At 62.7% G+C, this 24,068-nt stretch carries 19 protein-coding genes, 1 tRNA gene and 1 other RNA gene; 14 read left to right on the forward strand and 7 right to left on the reverse strand.

The features are described 5' to 3' along the window. Nucleotides 1-538: 538 nt before the first annotated feature. The 9 genes from Q0G18_RS04910 (at nucleotide 539) to ssrS (ending at nucleotide 7,888) form a co-directional block, all read left to right on the forward strand. Nucleotides 539-1,606 (forward strand): homocysteine S-methyltransferase family protein, encoded by a 1,068-nt coding sequence (locus Q0G18_RS04910; RefSeq protein ID WP_297150155.1) that lies wholly within the window; start codon nucleotides 539-541, stop codon nucleotides 1,604-1,606. 5 nt (nucleotides 1,607-1,611) lie between these two features. Next, entirely contained in the window at nucleotides 1,612-1,908 is a 297-nt protein-coding gene (locus Q0G18_RS04915) for a hypothetical protein (RefSeq protein ID WP_297150158.1), read from the forward strand. 94 nt (nucleotides 1,909-2,002) lie between these two features. Then, entirely contained in the window at nucleotides 2,003-2,725 is a 723-nt protein-coding gene (locus Q0G18_RS04920) for a 4Fe-4S dicluster domain-containing protein (protein ID WP_297150160.1), read from the forward strand. 312 nt (nucleotides 2,726-3,037) lie between these two features. Next, complete coding sequence (locus Q0G18_RS04925) at nucleotides 3,038-4,096, forward strand: hypothetical protein (RefSeq protein ID WP_297150164.1); 1,059 nt, start codon at nucleotides 3,038-3,040, stop codon at nucleotides 4,094-4,096. 34 nt (nucleotides 4,097-4,130) lie between these two features. Next, nucleotides 4,131-4,217, forward strand: a tRNA-Leu gene (locus Q0G18_RS04930). Between the two features lie 242 nt (nucleotides 4,218-4,459). Next, nucleotides 4,460-5,314, forward strand: a complete 855-nt coding sequence (locus tag Q0G18_RS04935; RefSeq protein ID WP_297150167.1) for an ATP-binding cassette domain-containing protein — start codon at nucleotides 4,460-4,462, stop codon at nucleotides 5,312-5,314. Nucleotides 5,315-5,486: 172 nt separating this feature from the next. Further along, complete coding sequence (locus tag Q0G18_RS04940; protein ID WP_297150203.1) at nucleotides 5,487-6,179, forward strand: response regulator transcription factor; 693 nt, start codon at nucleotides 5,487-5,489, stop codon at nucleotides 6,177-6,179. After that, nucleotides 6,176-7,615: an ATP-binding protein gene (locus tag Q0G18_RS04945; protein WP_297150171.1), complete on the forward strand. Its 1,440-nt coding sequence runs from the start codon at nucleotides 6,176-6,178 to the stop codon at nucleotides 7,613-7,615. The genes Q0G18_RS04940 and Q0G18_RS04945 overlap by 4 nt, the downstream gene beginning before the upstream one ends. A 99-nt stretch (nucleotides 7,616-7,714) precedes the next feature. Then, a non-coding RNA gene (ssrS, locus tag Q0G18_RS04950) (6S RNA) lies at nucleotides 7,715-7,888 on the forward strand. A 200-nt stretch (nucleotides 7,889-8,088) separates the two neighbouring features. Here ssrS and pknB read toward each other — a convergent pair. The 5 genes from pknB to Q0G18_RS04975 all read right to left on the reverse strand — a co-directional run bounded on the left by pknB (nucleotide 8,089) and on the right by Q0G18_RS04975 (nucleotide 15,787). Continuing rightward, nucleotides 8,089-10,089: a Stk1 family PASTA domain-containing Ser/Thr kinase gene (gene pknB, locus Q0G18_RS04955; protein WP_366769066.1), complete on the reverse strand. Its 2,001-nt coding sequence runs from the start codon at nucleotides 10,087-10,089 to the stop codon at nucleotides 8,089-8,091. Nucleotides 10,090-10,161: 72 nt separating this feature from the next. After that, the gene (locus Q0G18_RS04960; RefSeq protein ID WP_297150173.1) at nucleotides 10,162-12,978 is read right to left on the reverse strand and encodes an FtsW/RodA/SpoVE family cell cycle protein; all 2,817 of its coding nucleotides are present in this window, start codon (nucleotides 12,976-12,978) and stop codon (nucleotides 10,162-10,164) included. Continuing rightward, entirely contained in the window at nucleotides 12,975-14,294 is a 1,320-nt protein-coding gene (locus tag Q0G18_RS04965) for a Stp1/IreP family PP2C-type Ser/Thr phosphatase (RefSeq protein WP_297150176.1), read from the reverse strand. Before Q0G18_RS04965 ends, Q0G18_RS04960 begins: the two co-directional genes overlap by 4 nt. Beyond that, nucleotides 14,294-14,707, reverse strand: coding sequence for an FHA domain-containing protein (locus Q0G18_RS04970; RefSeq protein WP_158050157.1), 414 nt, complete (start codon nucleotides 14,705-14,707; stop codon nucleotides 14,294-14,296). Before Q0G18_RS04970 ends, Q0G18_RS04965 begins: the two co-directional genes overlap by 1 nt. A gap of 15 nt (nucleotides 14,708-14,722) precedes the next feature. Further along, nucleotides 14,723-15,787 carry a DUF3662 and FHA domain-containing protein gene (locus Q0G18_RS04975; RefSeq protein WP_297150180.1) on the reverse strand — a complete coding sequence of 355 codons (1,065 nt, stop codon included), beginning with the start codon at nucleotides 15,785-15,787 and terminating at the stop codon, nucleotides 14,723-14,725. 258 nt (nucleotides 15,788-16,045) lie between these two features. Here Q0G18_RS04975 and Q0G18_RS04980 point away from each other — a divergent pair, with 258 nt between their 5' ends. From Q0G18_RS04980 to Q0G18_RS04995, 4 genes are all read left to right on the forward strand, one after another. Then, nucleotides 16,046-17,293 carry an isochorismate synthase gene (locus Q0G18_RS04980; RefSeq protein ID WP_297150183.1) on the forward strand — a complete coding sequence of 416 codons (1,248 nt, stop codon included), beginning with the start codon at nucleotides 16,046-16,048 and terminating at the stop codon, nucleotides 17,291-17,293. A gap of 234 nt (nucleotides 17,294-17,527) precedes the next feature. Further along, on the forward strand, nucleotides 17,528-18,568 hold the full coding sequence (locus Q0G18_RS04985; RefSeq protein ID WP_297150186.1) for an iron ABC transporter permease: 1,041 nt from the start codon (nucleotides 17,528-17,530) through the stop codon (nucleotides 18,566-18,568). Continuing rightward, nucleotides 18,565-19,350: an ABC transporter ATP-binding protein gene (locus Q0G18_RS04990; protein ID WP_297150189.1), complete on the forward strand. Its 786-nt coding sequence runs from the start codon at nucleotides 18,565-18,567 to the stop codon at nucleotides 19,348-19,350. The genes Q0G18_RS04985 and Q0G18_RS04990 overlap by 4 nt, the downstream gene beginning before the upstream one ends. Before the next feature lie 16 nt (nucleotides 19,351-19,366). Continuing rightward, nucleotides 19,367-20,506 carry an ABC transporter substrate-binding protein gene (locus Q0G18_RS04995; protein ID WP_297150192.1) on the forward strand — a complete coding sequence of 380 codons (1,140 nt, stop codon included), beginning with the start codon at nucleotides 19,367-19,369 and terminating at the stop codon, nucleotides 20,504-20,506. A 174-nt stretch (nucleotides 20,507-20,680) separates the two neighbouring features. Here the strand turns inward: Q0G18_RS04995 and Q0G18_RS05000 are convergent, their stop codons facing one another. Then, complete coding sequence (locus Q0G18_RS05000; RefSeq protein ID WP_297150195.1) at nucleotides 20,681-21,292, reverse strand: nucleoside-triphosphatase; 612 nt, start codon at nucleotides 21,290-21,292, stop codon at nucleotides 20,681-20,683. 148 nt (nucleotides 21,293-21,440) lie between these two features. On the opposite strand from Q0G18_RS05000, the gene menD reads away from it, so the two are divergent. Further along, on the forward strand, nucleotides 21,441-23,351 hold the full coding sequence (menD, locus tag Q0G18_RS05005; protein WP_297150197.1) for a 2-succinyl-5-enolpyruvyl-6-hydroxy-3-cyclohexene-1-carboxylic-acid synthase: 1,911 nt from the start codon (nucleotides 21,441-21,443) through the stop codon (nucleotides 23,349-23,351). Nucleotides 23,352-23,630: 279 nt separating this feature from the next. Here the strand turns inward: menD and Q0G18_RS05010 are convergent. After that, nucleotides 23,631-24,068: deoxyribonuclease IV (locus Q0G18_RS05010; RefSeq protein ID WP_297150200.1), on the reverse strand; the 438-nt coding region annotated here is incomplete at its 5' end.

Raw genomic sequence — 24,068 nt, forward strand, 5'->3', positions numbered from 1 at the left:
GGGAGGTTCGATGGTGCCTGGTGAGCCAGCTTGAAGATAATGGCTCGCCAGGCTCCATCTTGGAGAAAGAATTGGCCCAGGGGAGAGGGGAGCTCCCGCTGGGCCCAAGGAGGGGATTTGCGACGCTTATAGATGCGTCGCTTCTGCTTTTCTAGGGGTATGAAAGCAGTGCAGTGAGGAAGGAGGGGAGCCTTCTCAGCTGCTGACGTCATTATATGAAGGGTTGCCAAAAAAAACGCGCTCCGGGGCGGAACGGCGCGATATGGGCGGTGAAGTGCGGTAACGTTTCCGCTCACCCCGAAAAGCGCGCCGTTCGCCCCTGGATGAGAATAGTTGCATTCATCTATTATGATGTGTTGAGAATAGCGTTGAAGCCGACCACGCCGAGCTTCCGGGGTCGCTATTCTGGCGTACTTGTTTTCGGGCCTTTCCATCCGCCGGTGCTCCCCACGCTATGCGAGATGTGAGGCGTGGGGTCTCGAGACTCGCCCTTCCGCGTGCATACGCTATGATGGGGGAAACGAGAAAGGATGCCTCCATGCCCGACATTGCCCTTCGCTTCGACAAAGATATGCTCGTCGTTTCCGCCCCCGTTTCCGCTGCGCTCGCGCGCCAGGGCGTCGACGTCGATCGCGACCTCGAGCTGATGACCGTCCTCGAGCCCGATTCGATTCAGGAAGCGATGCGCCTGGAGTCCATGGCCGGAGCCCAATGTCTTGTGACGAGCACCGCGGGAATCACGCCCGCTCGAATGGCGCAGGTCGGAATGGAGGATCGCGCCTGCGACGTGGCTCGCGCCTCGCTCGAGGTTCTGCGGCCACTGAAACCACAGCACGTCCTTGTTGAAATCGGGCCGTGCGGTTTGCCCCTCGACGCATCGAGCAAAGCGTCGCTCAACGAGAACCGCGACCAGTATGCCCGCGCTGCACGCCTGTTCGAGGGCGAGCAATTCGACGCCTTCTTCTTGAACGGGTTCACCACGGTGAGCGACCTTTTGTGCGCGCTCATGGGCGTGCGTCAGGTGAGCGACATGCCCGCGTTCGCGTCGGTCGATGTGCTTGCGGACGGCACGCTTGCGAGTGGGCGAGGAACCCTCGAAGAGGCCTGCGCGATCATGGGCGAGTATGGCGCTTCGGTGGCGGGCTTTTCCACGGCGTGCGGGATCGAAGCTGCCTGCGCGCTCGCGAAGCGCGCCGAAGCTGCCTGCGACCTGCCAATTCTCGTGCAGCTGGCAGTTGCCGAGCACAAGCCGAAGCAGGGCGGTCCCACGGATGCGAACCCGTACTACTGCCCCGACGCCGTTGTCGACGCCGCCGCGCGTCTGCGAGCTTCGGGCGTTCAGTTCTTGCGCGCGACCGGCGCCGCCACTCCCGCCTACACAGGAGCACTTGCTGCCACGACGGCGGGGCTCGATGTCGCGGTGTGCCGCACGGCAGGCGTGTCTGCGGCCGATGCATCCGTTGCCGCTGAGTTGCCTTCAAGTGGGGACGGGCGAGGCGAAGGGGAGCCCCAGGTGGCATCTGCGACTGACGAGCAGATGAGCGCGCTGGCAGATGCGCTGCGCGAGAAAATCGCCGCGGCCTTCAGCGAGGGTGGGGAGGCGTAGGCGCCATGTCGTCTCGAGAGAAGAGCCCTTATTACGGTGCGCTGCAGCAGGTGGTCGACTCCCTGTTCGCGGATTTGACGGAAGAGGAGCGCATTGCCGATATGGCCGGCGTCCCTGGCGCGCGCAAGGTGCGCAGGCTCGATGTGATCCTAGCGGCCGAGGCGGTCGATCTGCCCGATGAGCTTCAAGAAATTGTGAACCTGCTGCCTCCGAGCACCTTCACGCGCCGTCGTTTGTGCGATCAGCTGAACTCCGCTGTCGGAGGGCATGCCTGGGGACAGAAGTACGGCACCGTCGAATAAACGGGGGCGCCGAGAGCGTAGTCGAAGCCGCCTTCTGCCCTTCCTGGGTGCGGGGTAGAACCGGCGGCAAGGTAAATTGTTTTAGGGGGAGTTCATGATTCGAGCGGTTATCCATATTGACGAGGACAAATGCACAGGTTGCGGCCTGTGCGCGAACGCGTGCCACGAAGGCGCGATCGGCATCGTCGATGGCAAGGCGAAGCTTTTGCGCGACGACTTTTGCGATGGCATGGGCGATTGCCTGCCCTCGTGTCCGACGGGTGCCATCACGTTTGTCGAACGCGAGGCGCTTCCCTACGATGAGGCGGCCGTGGTCGCAGCTCAGGCGGCGAAAGCTCACGCCGTGCATACGGGGCAGGGCGGTTCCGGTGATCTTGGCGGGGGTTGCCCCGGCTCGCGCGCCCAAATGCTTCACACTCCCGAAAAGACGCAGGCATCCCCCGAAGCCGAGGAGCAAAGCCAGCTTGCCCAATGGCCGTGCCAGATAAAGCTCATGCCCCTGCAATCTCCTTACTACCAGGGGGCTGACCTGCTCATCGCCGCTGATTGCACGGCGTTTTCCTACGCATCGTTCCACGATCGATACATGCGCGGTCGGGTCACGATAATCGGCTGCCCCAAACTCGATGCGGTTGACTACACCGAGAAGCTGTCGGCCATCATCGCGATGAACGACATTCGCTCGGTGACCGTTTGCCGCATGGAGGTTCCCTGTTGCGGCGGGCTGCAGCGTGCCGCGGAGGGCGCTCTCGACGCCAGCGGCAAGAAGCTTCCCTTCGAGGTGGTCACTTTCTCCGTGCGCGGCGAGGTTCTCTAAGGGAACTCGTCAATGGGGAAACCGCAGCCGGCACGTGCTTGAATGATTCCTCCGCACAGTTGAGGATCGGCCTGCGCCAGTCTTGCATCGGTTGCCGGTCTCGTGCTGATAGCATCTCGCGTACGGCGCCTGCCGCGTGCGAAGCGAGAGCTCCCGTGCAACCCGAACGCCTGAGTCGGCGCGTGCGCTACCCTCTGCCTGCTTGCGCCCCGAGCTTGTTCGTTTCGACGGCTCGGGGCGTTTTTTCATTTCGCGTGATGAGGCGTGGTATCATCTGTGGAAATAGGCGTGCGAAAGATGGAGGTGGGCGCATTGCCGAATTCGCCCTTGTTGATGATGGCGATTTTGATCGTGATGGCGATTGCCGTCGTCGTGGTGATTGCGATGACGCTCAAGCTTAATCAGGAAGTTCGCAATCTGGCCGAAGATGTGGAAATCGATCGGCAGAATCTCGCCAAGCTTAACCATGAGGTGGGAAAACGTTTGGGAGCGCCGCGTCCTCGCGGGCAGCAGCGGCCGTCAGGCGCCGGCGTGCCCCCGCAGGGACGGCCTCAGGCTGCTGCTCAGCAGGCGGCGCGTACTGCGGGCAGCCTGGCCGCGACTCCTGTGCCCGTGAACGCAGAGGTCGTTTCACCCAGCTCTGCAGCGGGTGTGCCGGCCGAGGCCGCCCAAGGATACGTTCCCGGAAGCTACCATGTTCCGCTTCGTGGCGCCGAGGGCTCGTCGGCTGCGGCGGTGTCCGCTCGTGAAACGGCTCGGGCGGAGGCGGCGCAAAGCCCTCGGGCGGCGCAAGCGACGCCACGCCAGTCAACTCTTGCCGAACGTCGGGCCGAGCGGAGAGCTCGTGCGGAGCGTCGCGCCGCCATGGCAGACTGCACCCCGGCTCGTGCCGAGCGCCGAGCGAACATCGACGTCCCTCGCGGCGAGGAAAAGGGCTCTTGGCCTGGTGAAACTGGGCCGCAATCGCGTGTGCGCGTTCAAGCAGCCGCAGCGAGAGAAACCTCTCCCCAAGCGTCACGCTCCGCTCGCAATGCAGCCGCTCAAGCATGCGATGCTCAGGGTGTGCCATCGCGGGCAAGTGGTTCCCGAGAGGTGTCAGCATCCCGTGTTTCGCCTGATGGTTCGCGTGCGGGCGAGGGAGCGCCCGTGAGGGGGCGCCATGGTGCCGAGGCGTCAAGGGTTGCTCAGCGCCAGCGCGCCGACCGAGAGGCCCAGCGCGCGGCCCTCGAGGCCCAGCGCCTCGTCGAGCAGCAGCGAGCGGCGCGGGCGCAGCGCGAAGACGAGATCCGCCGTCGCGCCGAACGTCAAGCTGCACGAGCAATGGCAGAAAAAGAGCAAAACCCCCTTGCGCGCAACAAGGAAGTGGAGTAACATAATCAACCGCTTCAATAACTGAGGCAGATGTGCGGGCGTGGCGGAATTGGCAGACGCGTACGGTTCAGGTCCGTATGGGGGCAACCCCATGAAGGTTCAAGTCCTTTCGCCCGCACCATTTTGAATACTCGCCAGCCTTTTTCGGCTGGTTTTTTATTTCCCTTCATTTTACTCAGATATAACGAGCATCCAACAAGGCTTTGACGTGTATGCGAGAACATGGTTGCATCTGCCGATGATGAATGACGGAAAGCGGACGCCATGCTCGTAGAGAAAAGAAGTGCCGAAACTCGAGAGGTCGTTGAGGCCGCAGAGCGCTTGCTTGCGGAAAGCGCAGCGCCTCGCAAAGCCGCAAGGAATGTGAAGAGGGCTTGTGAGCCTCTGCATTCCTCATGTGCTGCTCGCAACGGTCTGGGTGTCCTGGCTCATCGCGCGGCATGCGAAAGCCACGAATCCGCAGCGCCGCTTGTTCGCGTGCGCAAGTTCACCTTGCGTCTCGGCGCATTCACCTCGTTGGAAGACGTCTCTTTCGATATCGCGAAAGGCAAGGTCACGGCGCTTTGCGGCCCGCGAGGATGCGGTATCGAGGCCATGCTTGACGCACTGGGAGCCACGCTTCCCGGCGCTCGGACTGTCGACATGGGCGGCTCGATCGAGCTTTGCGGGCATGATGCTTATCGCACGCTCGGTGCTGAGCGCGCCCGCGAGAAGGTTGCCCGCGTGTTTTTCGGCGGCTCCTTCGAGCTACAGAGCGTTCGCAACGCCATCGCGTTTTCCATTCGCCAGAGAGGTATCCACGACAGGGCTGCGATTGCCGCCGAGATCGATCGCGTGCTGCGCTCGCTTGACGCGGAAAGGCGTTTGGGCGATCACCTCGATCGCGCGGTAAGCTCGCTTCCCGCACTTGAGAGGCGTCTTGTCGCCATCGCCCGTGCGCTTGTGAAGCGTCCCCTCGTACTGCTCGTCTCGGAACCTGCAACGGGACTTGACCAGGTGGATTCCTTTACAATGAGCCAGGCTTTGCAATCGGTTGCGCGCAAGACGGAATGTGCTGTGGTGCTCGCGACGTCTGACCCGCGCTTTGCAAAGATTTGCGCTGATGAAGGCGTCGTCTTCGTGCAAGGCCGCACCGTTGAGGCCGGTCCTCTCCCCAAGCTCAATTCCGCAAGCGCGGATTATCGGACGCGGGCGTTCTTCGAAGGCCGAATCGCATAATAGCTTCCCTTTCCTCATGCGGGGCGGAGTGTTGGTTCTGCCCCGCTTCCCATCTTTACGCATCCATGACAAAGCTTCGACGCGCGCTTGACGCATTGGCGCGATGATGGATACACGTTACATAAGCAATGCGGCGCGCGCCGACGCGCAGGCCGTTGGACAGGATGCGTGCATGATTTACTACGTCGAAGATGACACAAACATTAGAGACCTTACCGTCTATGCCCTCAAGCAGGCGGGATTCGAAGCTGCCGGCTTCACATGCGGCCGCGATTTCTTCAAGGCTTGCGACGAGAAGGCACCCGATTTGGTGCTGCTCGATATCATGCTCCCCGAAATGGACGGTCTTGAGATTCTCCGCGAGTTACGCAGTTTGCCGTCGACGAAGAACATCCCTGTTATGATGCTCACAGCGAAAGGCACCGAATTCGACAAGGTGTGCGGGCTCGATGCGGGCGCCGACGATTACCTGGCGAAGCCGTTCGGCATGATGGAGCTGGTATCTCGCGTAAACGCGCTGCTGCGTCGCGCGCAGGCGCCGGCCGTGAGCGCCGACGACACGCTCGTTAACGGGCCGATCGAGCTGGTCTCGTCCGCCCATACGGTGAGCGTCGGGGGAACTCCCGTTGCGCTGACGCTCAAGGAGTTTGACCTGCTGCGCGCGCTGATGCGCAGCGAGGGCAGGGTGCTTTCGCGCGGCAGATTGCTTGAGGACGTGTGGGGAGTGACTTACGTGGGCGAAACGCGCACGGTCGATGTGCATATTCAAACGCTGAGGCAGAAGCTCAACGCGGCATCGTCGGGTGCCGACGAGCTCATCCGCACCGTTCGCGGCGTCGGGTATACGATGAAGAGCGCATCATGAGTCCGACCCATAACAACGTGAAAAGCCTGTCGAACCGCATCTTCCGCAGCGTGCTCACCTTCACGCTGATTGTCCTGTTCGTCTTCGGCACCGCTATGTCGGCGATCTTCTATACCACCTACGAGCGCGATGCGGAAGAGAGTCTTTCCTCCGCGGCGCAAAACGTCGCAACATCGCTGGGCGACCTCGACTCACAGGCGTGCGAGCAGGCCCTTTCGAAGCAGTTTTCCGATGCCTTCCGCTATACGCTTATCGATACGGATGGCACGGTGCTCTACGACAGTGTGGCCGATGCTTCGACGATGGAAAACCACGCCGACCGCCCCGAGGTGCGCGAAGCCGACGAGCGTGGGCGCGGAGAGGTGTCCCGCTACTCGAGCACGCTTGGCACTGTGACGCTGTATTCTGCGGTGAAGCTCCAGAACGGGGACGTCGTGCGCCTGTCCGAGACGCGCGAGTCCCTGGTTGCGTTCTTCGGCGGCATGATGGGGCCGATTGCGCTTACGCTTCTCGTGGCGATTATGCTCGTGTTCCTGCTGTCGCAACGGCTAACGTCGCGCATTATGCAGCCGATCGACGCGCTTGATTTTGCCAACCCGCTCGAGAACGAGATTTACGAGGAGATGGACCCGCTGCTCGAGCGAATCGACGACCAGCAGCGGCAGCTTCGCGAGCAGAACAAAGACCTCGCGCGCGCTGAGACGATGCGCCGCGATTTCTCGAGCAACGTGAGCCACGAGATGAAGACGCCGCTTCAAGTGATCTCGGGGTATGCCGAGCTCATGAGGAACGATATGGTCGATCCCGCCGACCGCCAGAAGTTCGCGGGGCTCATCTACGACGAGGCGCAATCGATGCGCGCCCTGATCGACGAGGTACTGACACTCTCGCGGCTTGATGAGACGTCCTTCGATGGCGAGTCGGCGACGCTTATCGATATGCTGGAAGCCTCCAAGCGCGTGGCGGGGCGGCTTTCGAGCTTTGCCCACGACCGCGGCGTGTCGATTGAGGTGAGTGGAGACTCGGCGTGCATCGCCGGCTCCGAGACGCTGGTCGAGGAGATGCTGTATAACCTGGTAGAGAATGGGATTCGCTACAACCATGAAGGTGGAAGCGTGAGCGTTTCGGTTCGGCTGGAGCTTCCCACTTCGGCGGAGCAGGCTGACGATATCCGCGCGCTGCCTGCGGGGGAGCGCGGCCGCATGCGAGCCGTCGTGCGCGTGAGCGACACTGGCCCGGGCATCCCAGAGGACAAGCAGGAGAAAATCTTCGAGCGCTTCTATCGCTTGGAGAAGAGCCGTTCGAAGGAGACCGGCGGCACGGGACTTGGGCTTGCGATCGTCAAGCATGCCGTGATGTACCACAAGGGCAGCGTTCGGGTGGAAAGCGAAGAGGGTAAGGGTACCGTGTTCATCCTGAGGATACCTACGGCCTAGATTGAGGTGCCTTGAAACGGCACGCTCTTCCTTCATCAAACTATGGAACCCGCGGCATGTCAAGACTTTAATTGAACGCCATCGTCCTTATACTGAAGGTAGGTTCCGCTCCCGCAGTCATACATGCGGTGGACCGACGTTTTATATGCAGGGAGCTCAAGATAGCCTGTGGAACGGAGATTCGCGTCCGTTGATGCGAAAGCCGGAAAGCTGGCTGCGAGCACCCACCTTTCGAGGTGGGTTCACCCTGGACTTGTCGGGGGCGGAACTTTTTTGTGCCCTGAGGTGCAGATGCCGCGTTCGACGAGGGTCTATAGCTGCTCTTGCTTCGGCTACCTTCTCTCAGCTTTTCCGACCATCCTGGCCCGATCTTGCTGTCGGGTATCTTCGGGTAGGTTCAAGTAGATGATGATTGTCGTTCGAACATGCCGCACAAGTGAAAGGGCCTCGCATCGCGAGGCCCTTTGTTGATTCTAGTTGCTGCTACTCGAGTTGTTTCCTGACCCGCCATTGCTGTCGGATCCGCCATTCGTGGTGCCGCCCGAGGAAGAGGGGCCGGTCGAGATGACCAGATGCACCGTCTTGCCCGGCTCGAGCGAGCTTCCACCGTCGGGGGTTTGGCTGATGACGTTACCCTGCTTGACCGAATCGCTGCTCTGATACTCGGTGGAAACCCTGAACCCGGCATTGTCGAGCGTGGTCTGCGCGCTGCCCTCGGACTTGCCAACCACGTTGGGCACCTCGGAGGACTTCTTGCCGGAGCTCACCGTGATGGAGACGGTGCTGCCCTTCTCGAGGCTCTCGTCGGAAGTGGGCGACTGGCGAATGACATTGCCCTGCTTGACGTCGGAGCTTGCCTCCTCGGAAACGGACACTTCGAAGCCGGCGTTCTTCAGCGCGGCCATCGCATCGCTTTGCGACTTTCCGACAACGTTGGGCACCGCGACCTTTTCGGAACCGAGCGAGAGCACATAGGTGATAACGGAGCCCTTCGCCGCTTTGTCGCCCGCCTTCAAATCCTGCGAGGAGATCTTGCCCTTCTCGACTTTGTCGTCGTAGGCGGGCGTGCCCGCCTTCATCGTGAGGCCCACCTTGTCGCAGAGCTGTTGCGCCTCATCAGGCGTCTTGTTCGTCAAATCGGGCACAGTGACCTGCTCGGTGCCTTGCGAGATGTTCAGGTTGATCTTCGTTCCCGCGGGTTTCTTCGTTCCCGCTGCGGGGTCCTGGCTCACAACGCTGCCCGCCGCAACGCTGTCATCGTGTACGGCGTTGGTGGTGCCCACCTCGAAGCCGGCCTTCTCGATGATCGTCGTGGCCTCCTCAAGCGTCTTGCCCTTCACGTTGGGCACGGGGTCTCCCGATGCGAAGACACCGGAGAAGACGAGCGCGGCGATGGCGATGACAGCGATGGCTGCCACGATGGCTACAATGAGCCCTGTCTTTTTGCCGCCCTTGTCCTCGGGCATGTTCGGAGTGTTGGCTCCGTGATAGTTGGTCTGGCCGCTGTGGGTTACGGGCTTCACGGGCTGGGGCATGACCATCGTGCTGTCGGCGCCCGCCGCGCCGCCCTCGATGGGGTTCATCACGCGGGTCTGCGCGCTCGTGAAACCGCCCGGCACCGCGGCGCCCGCAAGTTTTACGGGGCGGCCCGCCAAGAAGTCGTTCAGTGCGAGGCGCATGTCATTCGCGGTGGCGAAGCGGTCCGCGGGGTTTTTCTGCATGGCCTTCGCTATGATGCTCTCAAGGCCCGGGTCGATGTCGGGGTTGAAGTCGGAGGGCAGCGGCGGCTCCTCGTTGACCTGTTTCATCGCGACGCTGATGGCGTCGGGGCCGTCGAAGGGGAGCTTGCCCGTCGCGGCCTCGAAGAGCACCACGCCAAGCGAGTAGATGTCGCTTGCGGCGGTGAGCTCCTTGCCCTGCGCCTGCTCAGGCGAGATGTAGTGTGCCGTTCCGAGAACGGTGGACGTCTTCGCGTTCACCGAGTTCTTTGCGCGCGCGATGCCGAAGTCCATCACCTTCACGTTGCCGTCGGGCTGGACCATGATGTTTTGCGGCTTGATGTCGCGGTGGATGATGTCCTGGTTATGGGCGACGGAAAGCGCCTGGCACACCTGCGAGCCGATTTCGGCAACCTTGCGCTGGTTGAGCGCGCCGCGCTGCACGATGCCGGTCTTGAGGTCGGTGCCGCGGATGTACTCCATGACGATGAAGTACGTGCCGTCGTCTTGACCCCAGTCGTAAACGTTCACGATGTAGGGGCTTTGCAAGTTGGCGGCAGACGCGGCCTCCTGGCGGAAGCGCTGCGCGAATGCGGCGTCCGATGCGTATTGGGGCAGCATCACCTTTACGGCAACGCGGCGCCCGAGGACGTTGTCCTGAGCCTGGTACACCTCGGCCATGCCGCCGATCCCGATGCGCTCGGTGATCTGGTACCTGTTGTTGAAGATTCTGCCTGTCATCGCTGCGCTAGACACGTTTGCTCCTTAAACTTCCCTGCTGTGCTGCGTTTTTGTTTCGTTTATGCCGGTTCGCATTAGCATACCAAATTATAAATCGCCTTGTACTTCCAACGCCGTTTTCATCACATCTCGAGCCTTGCTGGCGGCGTACTCGCTGGATTGCCCCTTCTCGATCACGATCGCCACGACGACGTTGCAGTTCTCCGACGGCGCCATGCCGACAAACCACACGTCGTTGTAGCCGTCGTGCTCGGCGGTGCCCGTCTTGCCTGCTACGGTCACGCCGTTGATTTGGGCGGAAGTGCCGGTGCCGTTGTTCACGACGCCCTCGAGCACAGTGCGCACGCGGCTTGCTGTGTCGGCACTCACTGCTTGCGAGAGCTTCTTCGGGGTGGCCGTGTAGCTGCGCTTGCCGTCGGCGTTGTAGATGCCGTCGACCAGGTAGGGCTGCATGATCGCGCCGTCGTTGGCGATGCCGCAGCCGGCGAGCGCCATCTCGAGCACGGTGGCCTGGGGGCCTGCGGGGCTCGGGTGGTTGGTCGTCTTGCTCTCGCCGACGGGCTCTCCCGCCGCCGCCCAGGCGGTCTCCCACGTGGTCATGTCCTTCGCGTCGGGCATGACCGAGGTCGCGAGGGGCAGATCGAAATCGATGTCCATGTTGAAGCCGAAGAGCTTCGCGTAGTTCACGAGGTTCTCCGCGCCGATCTGCACGCCGAGTTGGCCGAAGACGACGTTGGAGGAAAGTTCGGTCGCGCGTGCAAGTGAAATCGTGCCGTAGTTGTGCTTCTCGAAGTTGGTGACGGCGGCGTTGCCGATGTCCATCGACGAGGGCGACTCGAACATGGTGGTCTCGGTGGCGATGCCTTCCTGCAGCGCGCAGGCAAGTGAGATGATCTTGAACGTGGAACCTGGCGCGTAGAGTGCCTGCGTCGCGCGGTTGTACAGCTCGCTCGAGCTTGTGGAATTCGCTCCCGAGCTTGCGGCGTCGGCGATCACCTGGTCGATGTCGGCGGCGTCGTAGGTTGGGGCCGAGGCCATCGCGAGCACGGCGCCCGTCTTCGGGTCCATGACCACGCAGGCGCCCGAGTCGTTGGCCAGCGCGTCTTGCGCCGCCTGCTGAATCTGCGAGTTGATGGAGAGCGTGACGTCGTTGCCGGGGGTGCCCACGCCCGAAAGCGAGTTCACGACATCGGTGATCGACGCGAAGTTCTTCTCGCCCTTGAGCGTGTCGTTGTAGCTGGCCTCGATGCCGCTTGTTCCGTACTTCGACGAGGTGTAGCCCACCACGTGGCTCGCGAGGTCGCCCGCCGGGTAGACGCGCGAGTACGTGCCATCGTCGTTCTTGACGCTCTGCGCGAGGACGGTTCCGTCGTAGGTGGAGATGGTGCCGCGCTCGGTCTTCGCCTCGCGCGCCATGGTGTGGTTGTTCGCCGCCATGTTCTGGTAGTCGCTCGCCTGCACGACCATGATCAGCGTGAGGTTTGCCACGAGCGCCGCGAACATGAGCGAGAACACGATCATGGTGTGCGTGAGGCGCTTGCCGAGCGAGACGCGCCCGAGCACGCTGTTCGCGCTGATGATGGTCGTGGTGTTCATAATCTCGGAAGACGAGCCCGTGCCCTCGTCGCCGCAGCGCAACAGGAACCCGACGATGATGAACGCGGCGAGCAGCGATGAGCCGCCTTGGCTGACGAAGGGGAGCGTGATGCCAGTGAGGGGGATGAGCCTGGTGACGCCGCCGACGATGATGAACGCCTGGAGCACGATGATCGAGGTGAGGCCTGCGCCGATAAGAGAGCTCACATCCGATTTCGCGCGTGCTGCGGTCACGAAGCCGCGAATCGCGAAGCACAGGTACAAAAGCAGCAGGCCTGCCGCGCCTAAAAGCCCCGTCTCCTCGCCGATGGCCGCGAAGATGAAGTCGCTTTCCACGACCGGGATGCGGGTGATGCCGTTGCCGCCGCCTGCCATGCCGCGCCCGATTCCCGTGCCGAACAGGTCGCCGTCGGCGAGTGAGTAGATGGTTTGCACGAGCTGGTAGCCGGTGTTTTGCGCGTCGGCGAAGGGGTCAAGCCAGGTGGCGACGCGCGTCTGCACGTGGTCGAAGGCGAAGTAGGCGCCCACGCCGCCGATGGCAACGAGGCCCAAGCCGATGACCAGGTAGAACTTCTTTCCCGTGGCAACGTAGAGCATGACCAGGAACACGAGGAAGAAGACGAGCGCGCTGCCGAGGTCCTTCTCGAACACGACGATGAGCATTGCCACGCCCCACATGAGGAGCAGCGGCAAGAGCGTGCGGATGTCGGGCAAGCGGAACGGGCCCACATGCCAGGTGAACACCGAGAGCATCTCGCGGTTCTGCGCAAGGTAGCCGGCCAGGAAGAGCACGATAATGATCTTCGCGATCTCGCCTGGTTGGAAGGAGAATCCGCCTACATGCAGCCAGATGCGGCTGCCGTAGATTTCCTGGCCGATGCCGGGGATCATCGGCGAGAGCAAAAGGATGACGCCGACGATGGCGAGCGTGTACTTGTAGTTGGCGAGCCGGTCGGGATTTCGCAGGAAGGCCATGACCGCAATCATGAGCACGACGCCCAAGAACAGCCAGACGACCTGGTTGATGGCCATGTTGGGGCTGTCGGAGAAGGGCGCTACGCGCGTGATGAAAGCGATGCCGATGCCCGAGAGCGCGAACGAGATCGGCAGGATGGCGGGGTCGGCTTCGGGGGCGAGTATGCGCGTGGCGATGTGCGCCACGATGAAGGCACCGAAGATGCCGATCGGCACGCCGAGGGTCTGCATGTCGAGCGCTTGCCCCTCGTTGATTGCGAGCATCGCGAACATCAAGATGACGAGCGGCGACGCGATGAGCAGCAAGATGAGCTCTATGTTGCGCCTCGTCATGCGGCATCACCGCTTCCCGATGCGCTGGGGGATGTGTCGTCGTTTTGCGTCTTCTCGCTGGAGGCGGCGCTTGCGGTGGCGGAAGCGCTTTGCCCCGAGGATTTCGAGTCGTCGGATTGCGCCTCGTCGCGCGTGCGGTCCCGCTCGTCCTCGGTCTGCTTCTTGTTCAAGACTTCCTGCTCGTATTCGGCGACGAGGCTTTCAGCAGCCTCGACGTTGTCGCAGGTGATGGAGTTCTCCGCCAAGCGATTGGCAAGGCCCGGCTGCAGGTCGTCCACGTCGATGTCGGTCGTCTTCTCGAGCGTTGAGAAGCTCATTCCCGCGAACTCGCCGGGAACCCCGCGGTAAATGGCGACCTTCCCCTGGTCAACGCCGAGGAATGCCGCGGTGCTGACCCAGTAGTTCAGCCCGTATGCCGCACCGCCCACGATTGCCGCGAGCAGGACGAGGACGAACGCAACGGTGATCTTCGTTTTGCGCGCCACTTTGCGGCGGCGTTTTTCGGCGAAGCCCTTCACGTCGACCACGATGACGGTCACGTTGTCGTGACCGCCGGCGGCGATTGCTTCGTTCACCAGCTGTGATGCGCAGCGCTGCGGATCGGAGACGCGATTTAGGATTGCCTCGATGTCCTGGTCGAGCACCATGCCCGAAAGTCCGTCTGAGCACAAAAGCAGGCGGTCGCCCGCGTCGACGTTGATCTCGTAGAGGTCGGCCACGGTGCGCGGGTCGCTGCCGAGCGCGCGCGTGATGACCGAGCGCTGCGGGTGGACGCGCGCTTCTTCGGGGGTGAGCTGCCCAGCCTCGATGAGGTCGGCCATAAGCGAGTGGTCGCGCGTGAGCTGCTGAATCTTCCCCTTGTGGAGCAGATACGCTCGCGAGTCGCCTACCTGCGCGATGACGAGGCGCTCTCCTTCGAGCATCGCTGCGGTGCAGGTGGTGCCCATTCCCTCGCGACCGCGTCCTTCGTGCGCCGCCTTCAGGATCGCGTGGTTCGCGGCCTGGACAGCGCGCCCGAGCTCGTTCGCGTCGGGATGCTCCGGCGCCCGCTCGGCGATGACGTTGACGGCGATTTCGGATGCGACTTCGCCCGCGGCGTGGCCGCCCATGCCGTCCGCCACTACGAACAGCGGCGGCGCCACGACGAGCGAGTCTTCGTTGTGGTCGCGCACGCAGCCGACGTCGGTTCTGCTGCCGAACGTCGCCGAAGACGCTCGGCGCCCGCGCCCGCTCGGGCGGTGCCCTCTCGAGGGACGCTCCCCGCGCGCTGCGCGATGCGGGTCATGGTTGAGAGATTGTTCGTTCTGAACTGGCATTATGCGAACCTAACGCGGATGGCGACGTCGCCGATGTTCACGACGTCGTTGTTCTTCAGGGCTACGGGCCCGGCGATGAGCTTGCCGTTGACGGCGGTTCCGTTGGTTGAGCCGAGGTCTTCGATGAACAGGTTCTGCCCCATGGGATTAAAGCATGCATGACGTGCGGAAACGTACCCGGCTCCGATCACGATGTCGGCGCCAGGCGTGCGGCCGACCACAACCGGCCCGCGCACTGCGATGGAGACACCGCGAAGCTCCTTTGGGCCGCGCTCGATCGACAGGTTCCACGAGCGCTCCTTCTTGCGCTGTCCGCGGACGAGTCCCACGCCGGTTTTCATGATGGCGAACAGGAACAGGTACAGAAGCGCCACGAACAGCAGGCGCGCGATGAGCAATACGGTGTCGATCACGATGTGCCTTTCGCGTTATCCGATCACGAATTGAAGGTTGGTGGTTCCCATGACGATGCGCTCGCCGCCCTGCAGCACCTGCGAGGTGATCTGGCGGCCGCTCACGAGCGTGCCGTTCGTGGAGCCGAGGTCGGTGAGAACCCACACGCCCGGCTGCTCGAAGCGCAGCTCAGCGTGCGTGCGGCTCGCGTTGATGTCGGGGATGACGATGTCGCAGTTGGACTCGCGGCCGATGAGCTGGCGCGCGGAGGAAAGCGGGAACGTCTTGCCGTGCGTCGTGTCGATGAGCGCGGCGCCGCCTTGCTGGGCGCGAGGCTGCTCGCGGCGCGCTGCTTCCTGCGGGAAGACCATGGTCTGGGGCGCTCCTTGCGCTGCGGCACCCGCGATTGCGGCGCCTGCGCCGGCGAAGGATTCCTCTCGGTTCATCGGGGGCTCTGCCCAGCCGGGTTCTTCCTGCGACTCGAAGGGCTGGTCGTCGTCGTAGTTGTCGTAATCGTCGTAGCCATCGTAGTTGTCGTAGTCGTTGTAGTCGGAATAGCCCTCGTCTTCGGCGTAGTCGTCGTATGCGGGCTGATCGTAGCCACCGGCGTACGGGGCGGCCTGCGGCTGAGGGGCATATCCGCCAGCGGGGGCGCCGTAGCGGTTGGCCGCCGGCGCGGCGCCGATGCCGTAGCGCGCCATCTCCTCGGCGCGGAGCTGCGCGATGAGGGGTGCGGCGACGGGCTCTGCCACCACGTCGAACTTGCCGTGGCGAAGGCCCTCGTCGACGATGAAGCGTACGAGCGGCTGCCCGTCCATGAGGAGTCCCTCTTCGGCTGCCTTCGCGGCAAGGTAGGTCTCGGTCTCGCCCGCGAGGGTGGGGTAGTAGCCGAACAGGCGCTCGTCATCGTCGGCGTTCACAAGCACGGTGTAGAGCGTAGGAGCGTATTGCTTCCCCGCGCCGACCATCTTGTTGCGGCGCATCTGTTTTTCCGCCTTCTTGGCAATCTGCACGGGCGACAACGGCGAGTTCGTCATTTTGTCGGCTGCGCCCTCGAACGTGTCTTCCATTTTGCCTTCGAATTTGGACAGGAAGCCCATCTCATCTCCTTCGCGCGGTGTTTTCGAAGTCTCCATGTTGCCACAAAGCGGGCAAGAGGGCTCAAGCTTTACCGAATTGTCACTCAATCAGCGGATTCGCGTCGGGAAAACACAGGGGAACGGAAGGCGGCGGGGCGGGTGCGCGAGCGGCTCGCGGCGGGCGCGACTCGTTTCGGCGCCCTCGCTCTGCGCAAGCTGTGGCGCGGGCGCACGGTATCGATATAATTGGCGGCAACAAGTTTCCCGAAAGGATTGCCCATGACTCGCGTGTACACGTATTCCCAGCCCATCGATTCCGACATCGTCGACGGGTTCTGCCTTTTGCAGAAGGGCTTCACCGACCAGTTCGTCTACTACGACAAGCAAAGCGCGAACCGCTACATGGGCTTGGGGCGTTGCATTGCGTTGCCGCAGATGGAAGGCGTGGAATACGAAATCGAGGGTCCCATCGACCAGCCGCCCGTGTTCTTCTCGTTCAACCGCTTCGACGCAGAGAATCCCAAGGCCACCGACGAGCTCTTCGAGGCCTTCCCGCGCCTTCGGTTCATGCTGCCCGAAGTGGTGCTTGTGGAAAACGAGCGCGGGCGCATGTTACAAGTGAACAGCCTCTCCCCCGTGTATCCGGGCCGCATCGCGCGTTTCGCGCGCCAGGTGGCAGGCGCCCCGCGCCGCGAGCGCGTGGCGGTGTCGTTCACGTTGGAGCGCGACTCTCGCGAGCAGTGGCGATCGGAAGTGGACGCCGCGCTTTCGGCGATTCGCTCGGGGCGCGTTGGCAAGGTGGTGCTCTCGCGCAGGCAGAGGCTTCGCGCCGAGCATCCGTTCTCCTCGAAGGATTTGCTGGTGAACTTGATCGACGGCGATGCGCGCGGCACGGTGGTGCTCTACCGCTACGCCGACGTGTTCTTCTGCGGCTGCACGCCCGAGCTGCTCGTTCGCAAGCGCGGCCAACAGCTCGAGAGCATGTGCCTGGCGGGGACGTGCCCCGCTTCAGAGGACCCTGATCGCGCTCGCGAGCTGGCAAGCGAGCTTATGGCGGACGAGAAGAATCGCGCCGAGCACGAGCATGTCGTCCACTTCATGCGCGAGGTTCTGGGGCGCATCTGCTATGACGTGCGCATCCCGCGCGAGCCGCAGATTCTCTCGCTGCGCCACGTGCAGCACCTCCACACCCCGGTGAGCGCGAAGGTGCTCGAGGGCGTGAACCTGCCCGAGCTCGTGGGCAATCTGCACCCCACGCCTGCGGTGGCGGGCACGCCTGTTGGCGAGGCGAAGATGCTCATCCGCCAGATCGAGTCGTACAACCGCGGGTTCTTCGCGGGTGCGTGCGGTTACATCGACGGCGCAGGTGACGGTGCATTTTCGGTCGGTCTTCGCACGGGCGTGTTCGATGGGGAAGGTGGCTGGGTGTACGCTGGGTGCGGCATCGTCGAGGGCAGCGTGGCCGACGACGAGTTCGACGAGATCGACATGAAGCTCAAGACCATCTTAAGCGCGTTCGGAGAATAGGGCGGGTTGCGGCCGTCTTTCTTGCGGTGAGAACTTGCCGAGTGCGCGCCAACAATCATACATAAAATAGAATAACCTATTATTAGAATAATCCGTACTGAGAAATATCGCCATCCACCTGGGGGTCCTCTTCGTTGTACGTCTCACAATCGTCCCTATTTCGGGATATTCCCGTTTGTGTAATTCTGCATATTTGTCTATATTTCGGGAGTAGCATTATTCGAAGGGAACGATGTGCCGAAACTCGAGGGAACAGATACGGGGAGAAGAATCTCCCTGCGCGAAGATTTCGTCATCATGGCTCTTGCCGTGATCTTGATTGCCATCACGGCGGTCTCGCTTATGCTCGGCAAATTCCCCATCGAGCCCCATGAGGCCATTTGCATGCTGCTTGGCCAGGTATTTCCCATCGACCAGTTCTGGACGAACCAGCAGCAGACGCTGTTCTTCAATGTTCGTCTTCCGCGCATCTTGCTCGCGCTTATGGTGGGGTGCTGCCTTGCGGCCGCAGGTGCGGCGTTCCAGGGAACCTTCCAAAACCCGCTCGTGTCGCCCGATATCCTGGGCGCGTCCCAAGGCGCGGCGCTTGGAGCCGCTATCGCCATCCTCTTGGGGGCGAGCGCGTTTGCCACAAGCTTGTTCGCGTTCTGCTTCGCTATCGCGACGGTGTTTCTCGTGCTGCTCATATCGAGCCGGGCGAAGGGGAACCGCATCCTTGTCGTGGTGCTCGCGGGCGTTATGGTGAGCTCGCTGTTCCAGGCGGGCGTCTCGTTCACCAAGCTGATCGCAGACCCCACCGATCAGCTTCCTGCTATCACGTATTGGCTGATGGGAAGTTTGACGAGCGCCAAGATGTCCGATGTTACGCTGGTCGCTGCCCCGATGATCATCGGGTGCGTCGTGCTGTTCGCCATGCGCTGGCGCATCAACATCCTTACCATGGGCGACGACGAGGCCGCCACGATGGGCGTGAACGCCAAGCGGATGCGCGTCGTCGTTCTGCTTGCGGCCACTCTTGTCACCGCGTCGAGCGTGGCGGTGTCGGGCATGGTGGGCTGGGTCGGTCTGGTCATCCCGCATTTGTGCCGCATGCTCGTGGGCTGCGACTATCGCAAACTTTTGCCGGCGAGCATGCTTATGGGCGCGAGCTTCCTTTTGCTTGTGGACGACATCGCGCGCCTTGTGGCCACGTCCGAGATTCCCATCGGCATCCTGACCGCGTTCGTCGGCGCGCCGTTCTTCCTCTATCTCATCACGAGGGAGCGTAAGATTTGAGTATAGATATCGAACATGTGAGCTTCTCCTACGGGAAGCATCAGGTGCTGCGCGACGTGAATGCGAGCATTCCGGACGGTGTGCTCGTGAACGTGCTCGGGCCCAACGGCGTGGGCAAGTCGACGTTGTTTCGCTGCATCCTGTGCCTGAACAGCGATTATGAGGGAGTCATTCGCGTAAACGGCAAGGATTTGCGCGATCTTTCGGTGCGCGAGCGCGCGCGGGAAATTTCCTATATCCCCCAAACCCACGCCCCTGTATACAACTACAAGGTGCGCGACGTCGTGCTCATGAGCACGGGCGCCGACGTGGGAATCTTCGGGACGCCTGGCCGCGAGCAGGTCGAGCGGGCGGAACAAGCGCTCGAGCGCATCGGCATCGGGCATTTGGCGGACCGTATGTACACCCACATTTCCGGCGGAGAGCAGCAGCTCGTCCTGATCGCCCGCGCGCTTGCCCAGAACGCGAAGACAATCGTGATGGACGAGCCCACGAGCGCGCTCGATTATGGCAACACCGTGCGCGTGCTGTCGTGCGTGAAGCAGCTTGCGCGCGAGGGACTTTCCATTGTGCAGTCAACTCATCAGCCTGACCAGGCGTTTCTCTTTGCTGATAAGACGCTCGTGGTATACGGCGGCACCGTCGAGGCGTACGGCGACCCCAAGGATGTGATCACCGCCGAGTTGGTGGGGCGCATCTACGGTGTGGAGGTCGAGGTCAACTCGCTCTATGGCGACAAGGTGCGCGTATGCGTGCCTACAAGCGAAATCAGGGAAGAATAGGATGCAAGGAGGAAGAATGGAGACGACGAAGAAGCGCGGCATCGGGTTCGCAATCGCGGCGACTGCGATGGCGCTCGCGCTCGCTTTTTCGCTTGCCGGATGCTCCGGCGGGCAGAAGGAGTCAAGCGACCAGAAAAGCGATGCGCAGGCCGAGGCGCCGGCAACGCGCACCTTCACGGACTCGCTCGGACGGGAAGTGGAGCTTCCTGCGCAGATCGATCGCGTGGCGGCTTCCGGCCCGCTCGCGCAGAACGTGCTATTGACGATCGCTCCCGAGAAGATGGTCGGCCTTGCAACTAAAATTGCGGACGATCAGGCAAAATACTTGGGTGGCGAATATGCGTCGCTTGACGTTTTCGGCCAGATCTACGGCAGCAAGGGCGACTTCAACAAGGAGGCCGTCGCTGCAGCCGACCCGCAGGTCGTGATCGACGTGGGCGAGGCGAAAGACGGAATGAAGGACGACCTCGACACGCTGCAGGAGCAAATCGGCATCCCCGTCGTCCATATCGCGTCGTCGCTTGATTCCTACGACACGGCTTACACGATGCTCGGCGAGCTTCTGGGCACCACCGATCGCGCGAAGGAGCTTGCGGACTACTGCAAGAAGGCCTACGACGAGACCACTTCGGTGATGGCGGGCATTCCCGAATCCGAGCGCGCGAACGTGCTTTACTGCGTGGGCGACTCCGGCCTCAACATCATCGCGAAGGGCGCTTACCAGGGAGGCGTCGTCGACATGTGCGCTAACAACATCGGCGTCGTCGAGAAGGCGACCGGCTCGGGCACGGGCAACGAGGTGAGCTTCGAGCAGATCGCCAACTGGAACCCCGGTGTCATCCTGTTCGCCACGAACGGCAAGGATGCGGGCGACTTCTACGAGGCCGCCGGTACCGATCCGACCTGGGCTTCTCTCGAGGCTATTCAGAGCGGTTCGTACTATCAGGTGCCGAAGACGCCCTACAACTGGCTGTCGAGCCCGCCGTCGGTGAACCAGGTGCTCGGCATGCAGTGGCTGCCCCGCGTGCTTTACCCAGGCAAGTTCTCCACGAGCGTGACCGACGTGGCGAAGGATTACTACAAGACGTTCTACGGTTACGACCTTACCGATGCGGACATCGCTGAGCTTATGGCTCACGCCGTTCCGTCGAAGTAGGTTGCGAGCTGCTCCTTGCGAGCGGTGATGTTCGGGCCCGAGCGCTTTGCCGTCTCGGGCCCGTATTATGTAGTGGGATAGTTTGGAACGCGAATTGCTCGCTTGGCCTGCGCGCCGGATACGCCCCGCATTTGGCGGGGTCGCGAGGCGAACGTGGCGGGTACGATTTTACGTTTAACGGGTCGCATCGAACGTGCGGCGAATCGCCTCTTCCGCATCTTGCGTGGGGCTTATGAGCGAGGGGTCGCCCCATACGGGCGCGAACCGTTCGCGCGCCAGGTCGACCAGCACGTCGCGCACCACGATGAGCGCGTGGGGGAAGGCAGGGTTGGGCCCCTCATCGAGCAGGGCGAGCGCGCTTGTGAGCCCCTGATTCCGCATGAGCTCGAGACGTCCGAGCTCGTCGACGACGAGCAGGCTTTGGCGTCCGTTGTGATGGGTGCTGGAGGCGATGAGGTCGAAATGGGCATTCACCTGCACTATCGCATCGTCGGAGATTTCCCATCCCAGCTGCATCTGCGCGCTTTGGCTGTTCGGGTCGAACGTTCCCTCGGCCTGCGCCAAATCGCGCCTGCGGGCGAAGGGAATGCGTTCGCCTTGCGGTAGGAGCAGGTTGTCGATGCCGAGCTTCTCGAACCCGTTGGCGTCGCCGTGTTCTGAGGGTACCCAGACGCCGGGCGCTACGACGCCCGCGCAGGGGATGCCGTCGGCGGCGAGCTTCCGACACGTGCTCTCGAGCCAGCGCGTCTTGCCTATCTGGATATCACCTGTCAGTATGAAAAGCACGCCGGCCTCCTCGCGTTCCCTTTTGCGTTGTCGTTGGCGAAAGTATACTTCTTCAAGGTCGATTATCGGCATGCCCCGCGAAAAAATGCGGTCGCGGGGCTGTTTCGCGCGGGCGTTTTCAGGCTCGGGCAAAGGAAGGTAATGCGAGATGGCAGAGACATCTTCGGTACAGCAGGCTACGGCACTCGTCGTTTCGGCGTTTTTCGACGAGCTTGCACGCTGGGGCGTTCGCGAGGTGGTGGTGAGTCCGGGTTCGCGCTCGACGGCGCTCGCCATGTGCGCGTACGAGCTCGGCAGGCGCGAGCCCGAGCGCATGACTGTTTATGTGGACATCGACGAGCGCAGCGCTTCGTTCTTCGCGCTGGGGTTGGCGAAGGCGTCGGGTCGCCCCGTGGCGCTTGTGTGCACCTCGGGCACAGCGCTCGCGAACTACTACCCCGCGGTGCTGGAAGCTGAGACCTCGCGCGTGCCGCTGATCGTGCTTTCGGGGGACAGGCCGCCTCACCTGCAGGGACTTGGCGCGCCGCAAACGTGCGACCAGATGAAGGCCTACAGCGACCACGTGCGCCGCTTCATCCAGATGCCTCTTGCGGAGGATTCGCCTCGCGCGGTCGCCTTCGCGCGCCAGGCTGCTCGCGAGCTTGTTCTGGGCACGCTTCCCGGGGGGTATCTTCCCCTCGAAGGCGATGCCGTCGCCTCGCGCGCGTGTTCGCGCATGGCGGGCCCCGTGCACGCGAACTTCCCCTTCGACGAGCCGCTGAAACCCGACTTTTCCACGCCCGGGGTCTTTTCGGCGGGACGCAGTGCGCTCGATGGTGTGGGCGGCTTGGCGGGGACGGCGGGCATTGCCGGGCCCGAGGTCGCTGCGGTAAGCCGCCTTTCGGCAGCGGTATGCGACCAGGTGAAGGCCCTTATTTGCGGGCGTCGCGCGCTGGTGCTTGCGGGCGAGGGCACTTGCGAGAGCTTGGAAGAGGCGCGCGAGATGGCGGCATGGGCAAAGGCATACGGCTTGCCGCTTCTAGCTGACCCGCTTTCGGGACTGCGATCGCTTGGCAACGAGGCGGTCATCGACAACTATGACAACGTCTTCGGGCGTGACGATTTCCCCGCCCCGGAAGTGGTCATCCGCTTCGGGCGTTACCCCGTGTCGAAGCGCTGCGTGCGGAAGATTGCCGCGGCGCGTCCCATTGAGATTGTCGTAGACGCAGGTGAGACGCGCGATTTCAATGCGATGACCGACCTGTTCGTCGCTTGCACGCCGATTGATTTCGCGCGATCTTTGCTGGCGTGCGATTGCGATGCGCAGGCGAGCGCGGGCTTCCTTTCCTCGTGGCGCGAGGCGAACGCGGCCGAACGGGCGCGCATCCTTTCGGTGGAGGAAGATTCGCGGGAGAGGGTGACGGGCAAAGCTGCCGACGGGGCCGAGGTTGCAGGAGACGCCGAGCCCGAGTCCGCCGCTGTTGCCCCTCGTCCCGAAGGCGCGTACGTGCGCGAGATTCTGAAGGCGACACCTGCGAGGTCGTGCTTGTTCTCTGCGAACTCGATGGCGATTCGCGCGATCGACACCTTCTACGTGAAAGGCGACAAGCCGCTTGCCGTGCTGTGCAACCGAGGGCTCAACGGCATTGACGGCACGGTGTCGACCGCCCTTGGCGTCGCGCAGCATTTCGAGCAGACGACGTTCCTTACGGGGGATTTCACGCTGCAGCATGACCTGGGCGGGCTTGCGCTCCAGCGCGAAATCGCCCAGGTTGCGGCCGAGCGCGGCAAGCCTGCTCCAAGCATCGTCGTGGTGCTGTTGAACAATAACGGCGGCGGCATCTTCGAGATGCTCCCGCAGGCGTCGGATGAGCCGTACTTCGCGCGCCTGTTCTCGGCGCCGCAGGACGTCGACTTCTCCCACGCGGCGGCGGCCTTCAACGTGCCTTATCGCAAGGTGTGCACTCCGAGCGAGTTTTCGCAGGTCTACGGGGAGATGCTCGGGACGCCGGGCATAAGTCTCATCGAGGTGAAGCTGCCGCTTTCTGGCCTCAAGGCCCGCTATCGCGCGTACCAATAGGGTTGCGGAGGAGCCCTTCGGCTTGTGTCCCACATTGCTTTCGGCTCGTTCGCGCCTTGCGTTTGAGCTCTTGCGGGCCAGATAGGGCCCTTCGGCGGTGCCCACAAAGCGAGTTCCGCAGCGCAGCGAGGACTGTCTGAGCGACTGGGCACTGCCGAAGGGCCCCTCCCGCGGTTCGGTGTAACACCCGCAAAGCGAGTTCCGCAGCGCGGGGGGGGGACCGCCTCGGGCGACTGGGCGCCGCCGAAGAGCCCCTCCCGAGACTCGCCGCGCCTTCCGTTATTCGTTTTCCCAAGCGGCGCGCAGGGCTGCGATCTCCTCGCCCCACCCCGAGAGCTTGTCGTTCGGCGTTTCCAGGTAGAAGGGCAAATCGCGCAGTGCGGGGTGCTTCGTCACCGCCGAGAGCGCTTCGAAGCCGATGTGCCCCTCCCCGATGCGGGCATGGCGGTCCTTATGCGCGCCGCAGGGATTCAGGCTGTCGTTTAGATGGATGGCTTTCAGCCGGTCAAGGCCGATGACCTGGTCGAACTCGCGCACCACGCCATCGAGGTCTCCCGCTATGTCGTAACCCGCGTCCCAAATATGGCAGGTGTCCAGACACACGCCCACGTGGTCGGACAGCTTCACGCCGTCGATGATGCGCGCGATCTCCTCGAACGTGCGCCCGACTTCGCTTCCCTTTCCCGCCATCGTCTCGAGCAAAAGCGTGGTCGTCTG

The sequence above is a fragment of the uncultured Ellagibacter sp. genome, from assembly GCF_934636505.1.
In the GTDB taxonomy this organism is placed as follows: domain Bacteria; phylum Actinomycetota; class Coriobacteriia; order Coriobacteriales; family Eggerthellaceae; genus Ellagibacter.

What these genes read in the sequence shown, in the direction of transcription:
- Q0G18_RS04910 (WP_297150155.1), top strand. Translation starts at nt 539, where the DNA reads ATGCCCGACATTGCCCTTCGCTTCGACAAAGATATGCTCGTCGTTTCC.
- Q0G18_RS04915 (WP_297150158.1), top strand. Translation starts at nt 1,612, where the DNA reads ATGTCGTCTCGAGAGAAGAGCCCTTATTACGGTGCGCTGCAGCAGGTG.
- Q0G18_RS04920 (WP_297150160.1), top strand. Translation starts at nt 2,003, where the DNA reads ATGATTCGAGCGGTTATCCATATTGACGAGGACAAATGCACAGGTTGC.
- Q0G18_RS04940 (WP_297150203.1), top strand. Translation starts at nt 5,487, where the DNA reads ATGATTTACTACGTCGAAGATGACACAAACATTAGAGACCTTACCGTC.
- Q0G18_RS04945 (WP_297150171.1), top strand. Translation starts at nt 6,176, where the DNA reads ATGAGTCCGACCCATAACAACGTGAAAAGCCTGTCGAACCGCATCTTC.
- Q0G18_RS04960 (WP_297150173.1), bottom strand. Translation starts at nt 12,978, where the DNA reads ATGACGAGGCGCAACATAGAGCTCATCTTGCTGCTCATCGCGTCGCCG.
- Q0G18_RS04965 (WP_297150176.1), bottom strand. Translation starts at nt 14,294, where the DNA reads ATGCCAGTTCAGAACGAACAATCTCTCAACCATGACCCGCATCGCGCA.
- Q0G18_RS04975 (WP_297150180.1), bottom strand. Translation starts at nt 15,787, where the DNA reads ATGGGCTTCCTGTCCAAATTCGAAGGCAAAATGGAAGACACGTTCGAG.
- Q0G18_RS04980 (WP_297150183.1), top strand. Translation starts at nt 16,046, where the DNA reads ATGACTCGCGTGTACACGTATTCCCAGCCCATCGATTCCGACATCGTC.
- Q0G18_RS04995 (WP_297150192.1), top strand. Translation starts at nt 19,367, where the DNA reads ATGGAGACGACGAAGAAGCGCGGCATCGGGTTCGCAATCGCGGCGACT.
- menD (WP_297150197.1), top strand. Translation starts at nt 21,441, where the DNA reads ATGGCAGAGACATCTTCGGTACAGCAGGCTACGGCACTCGTCGTTTCG.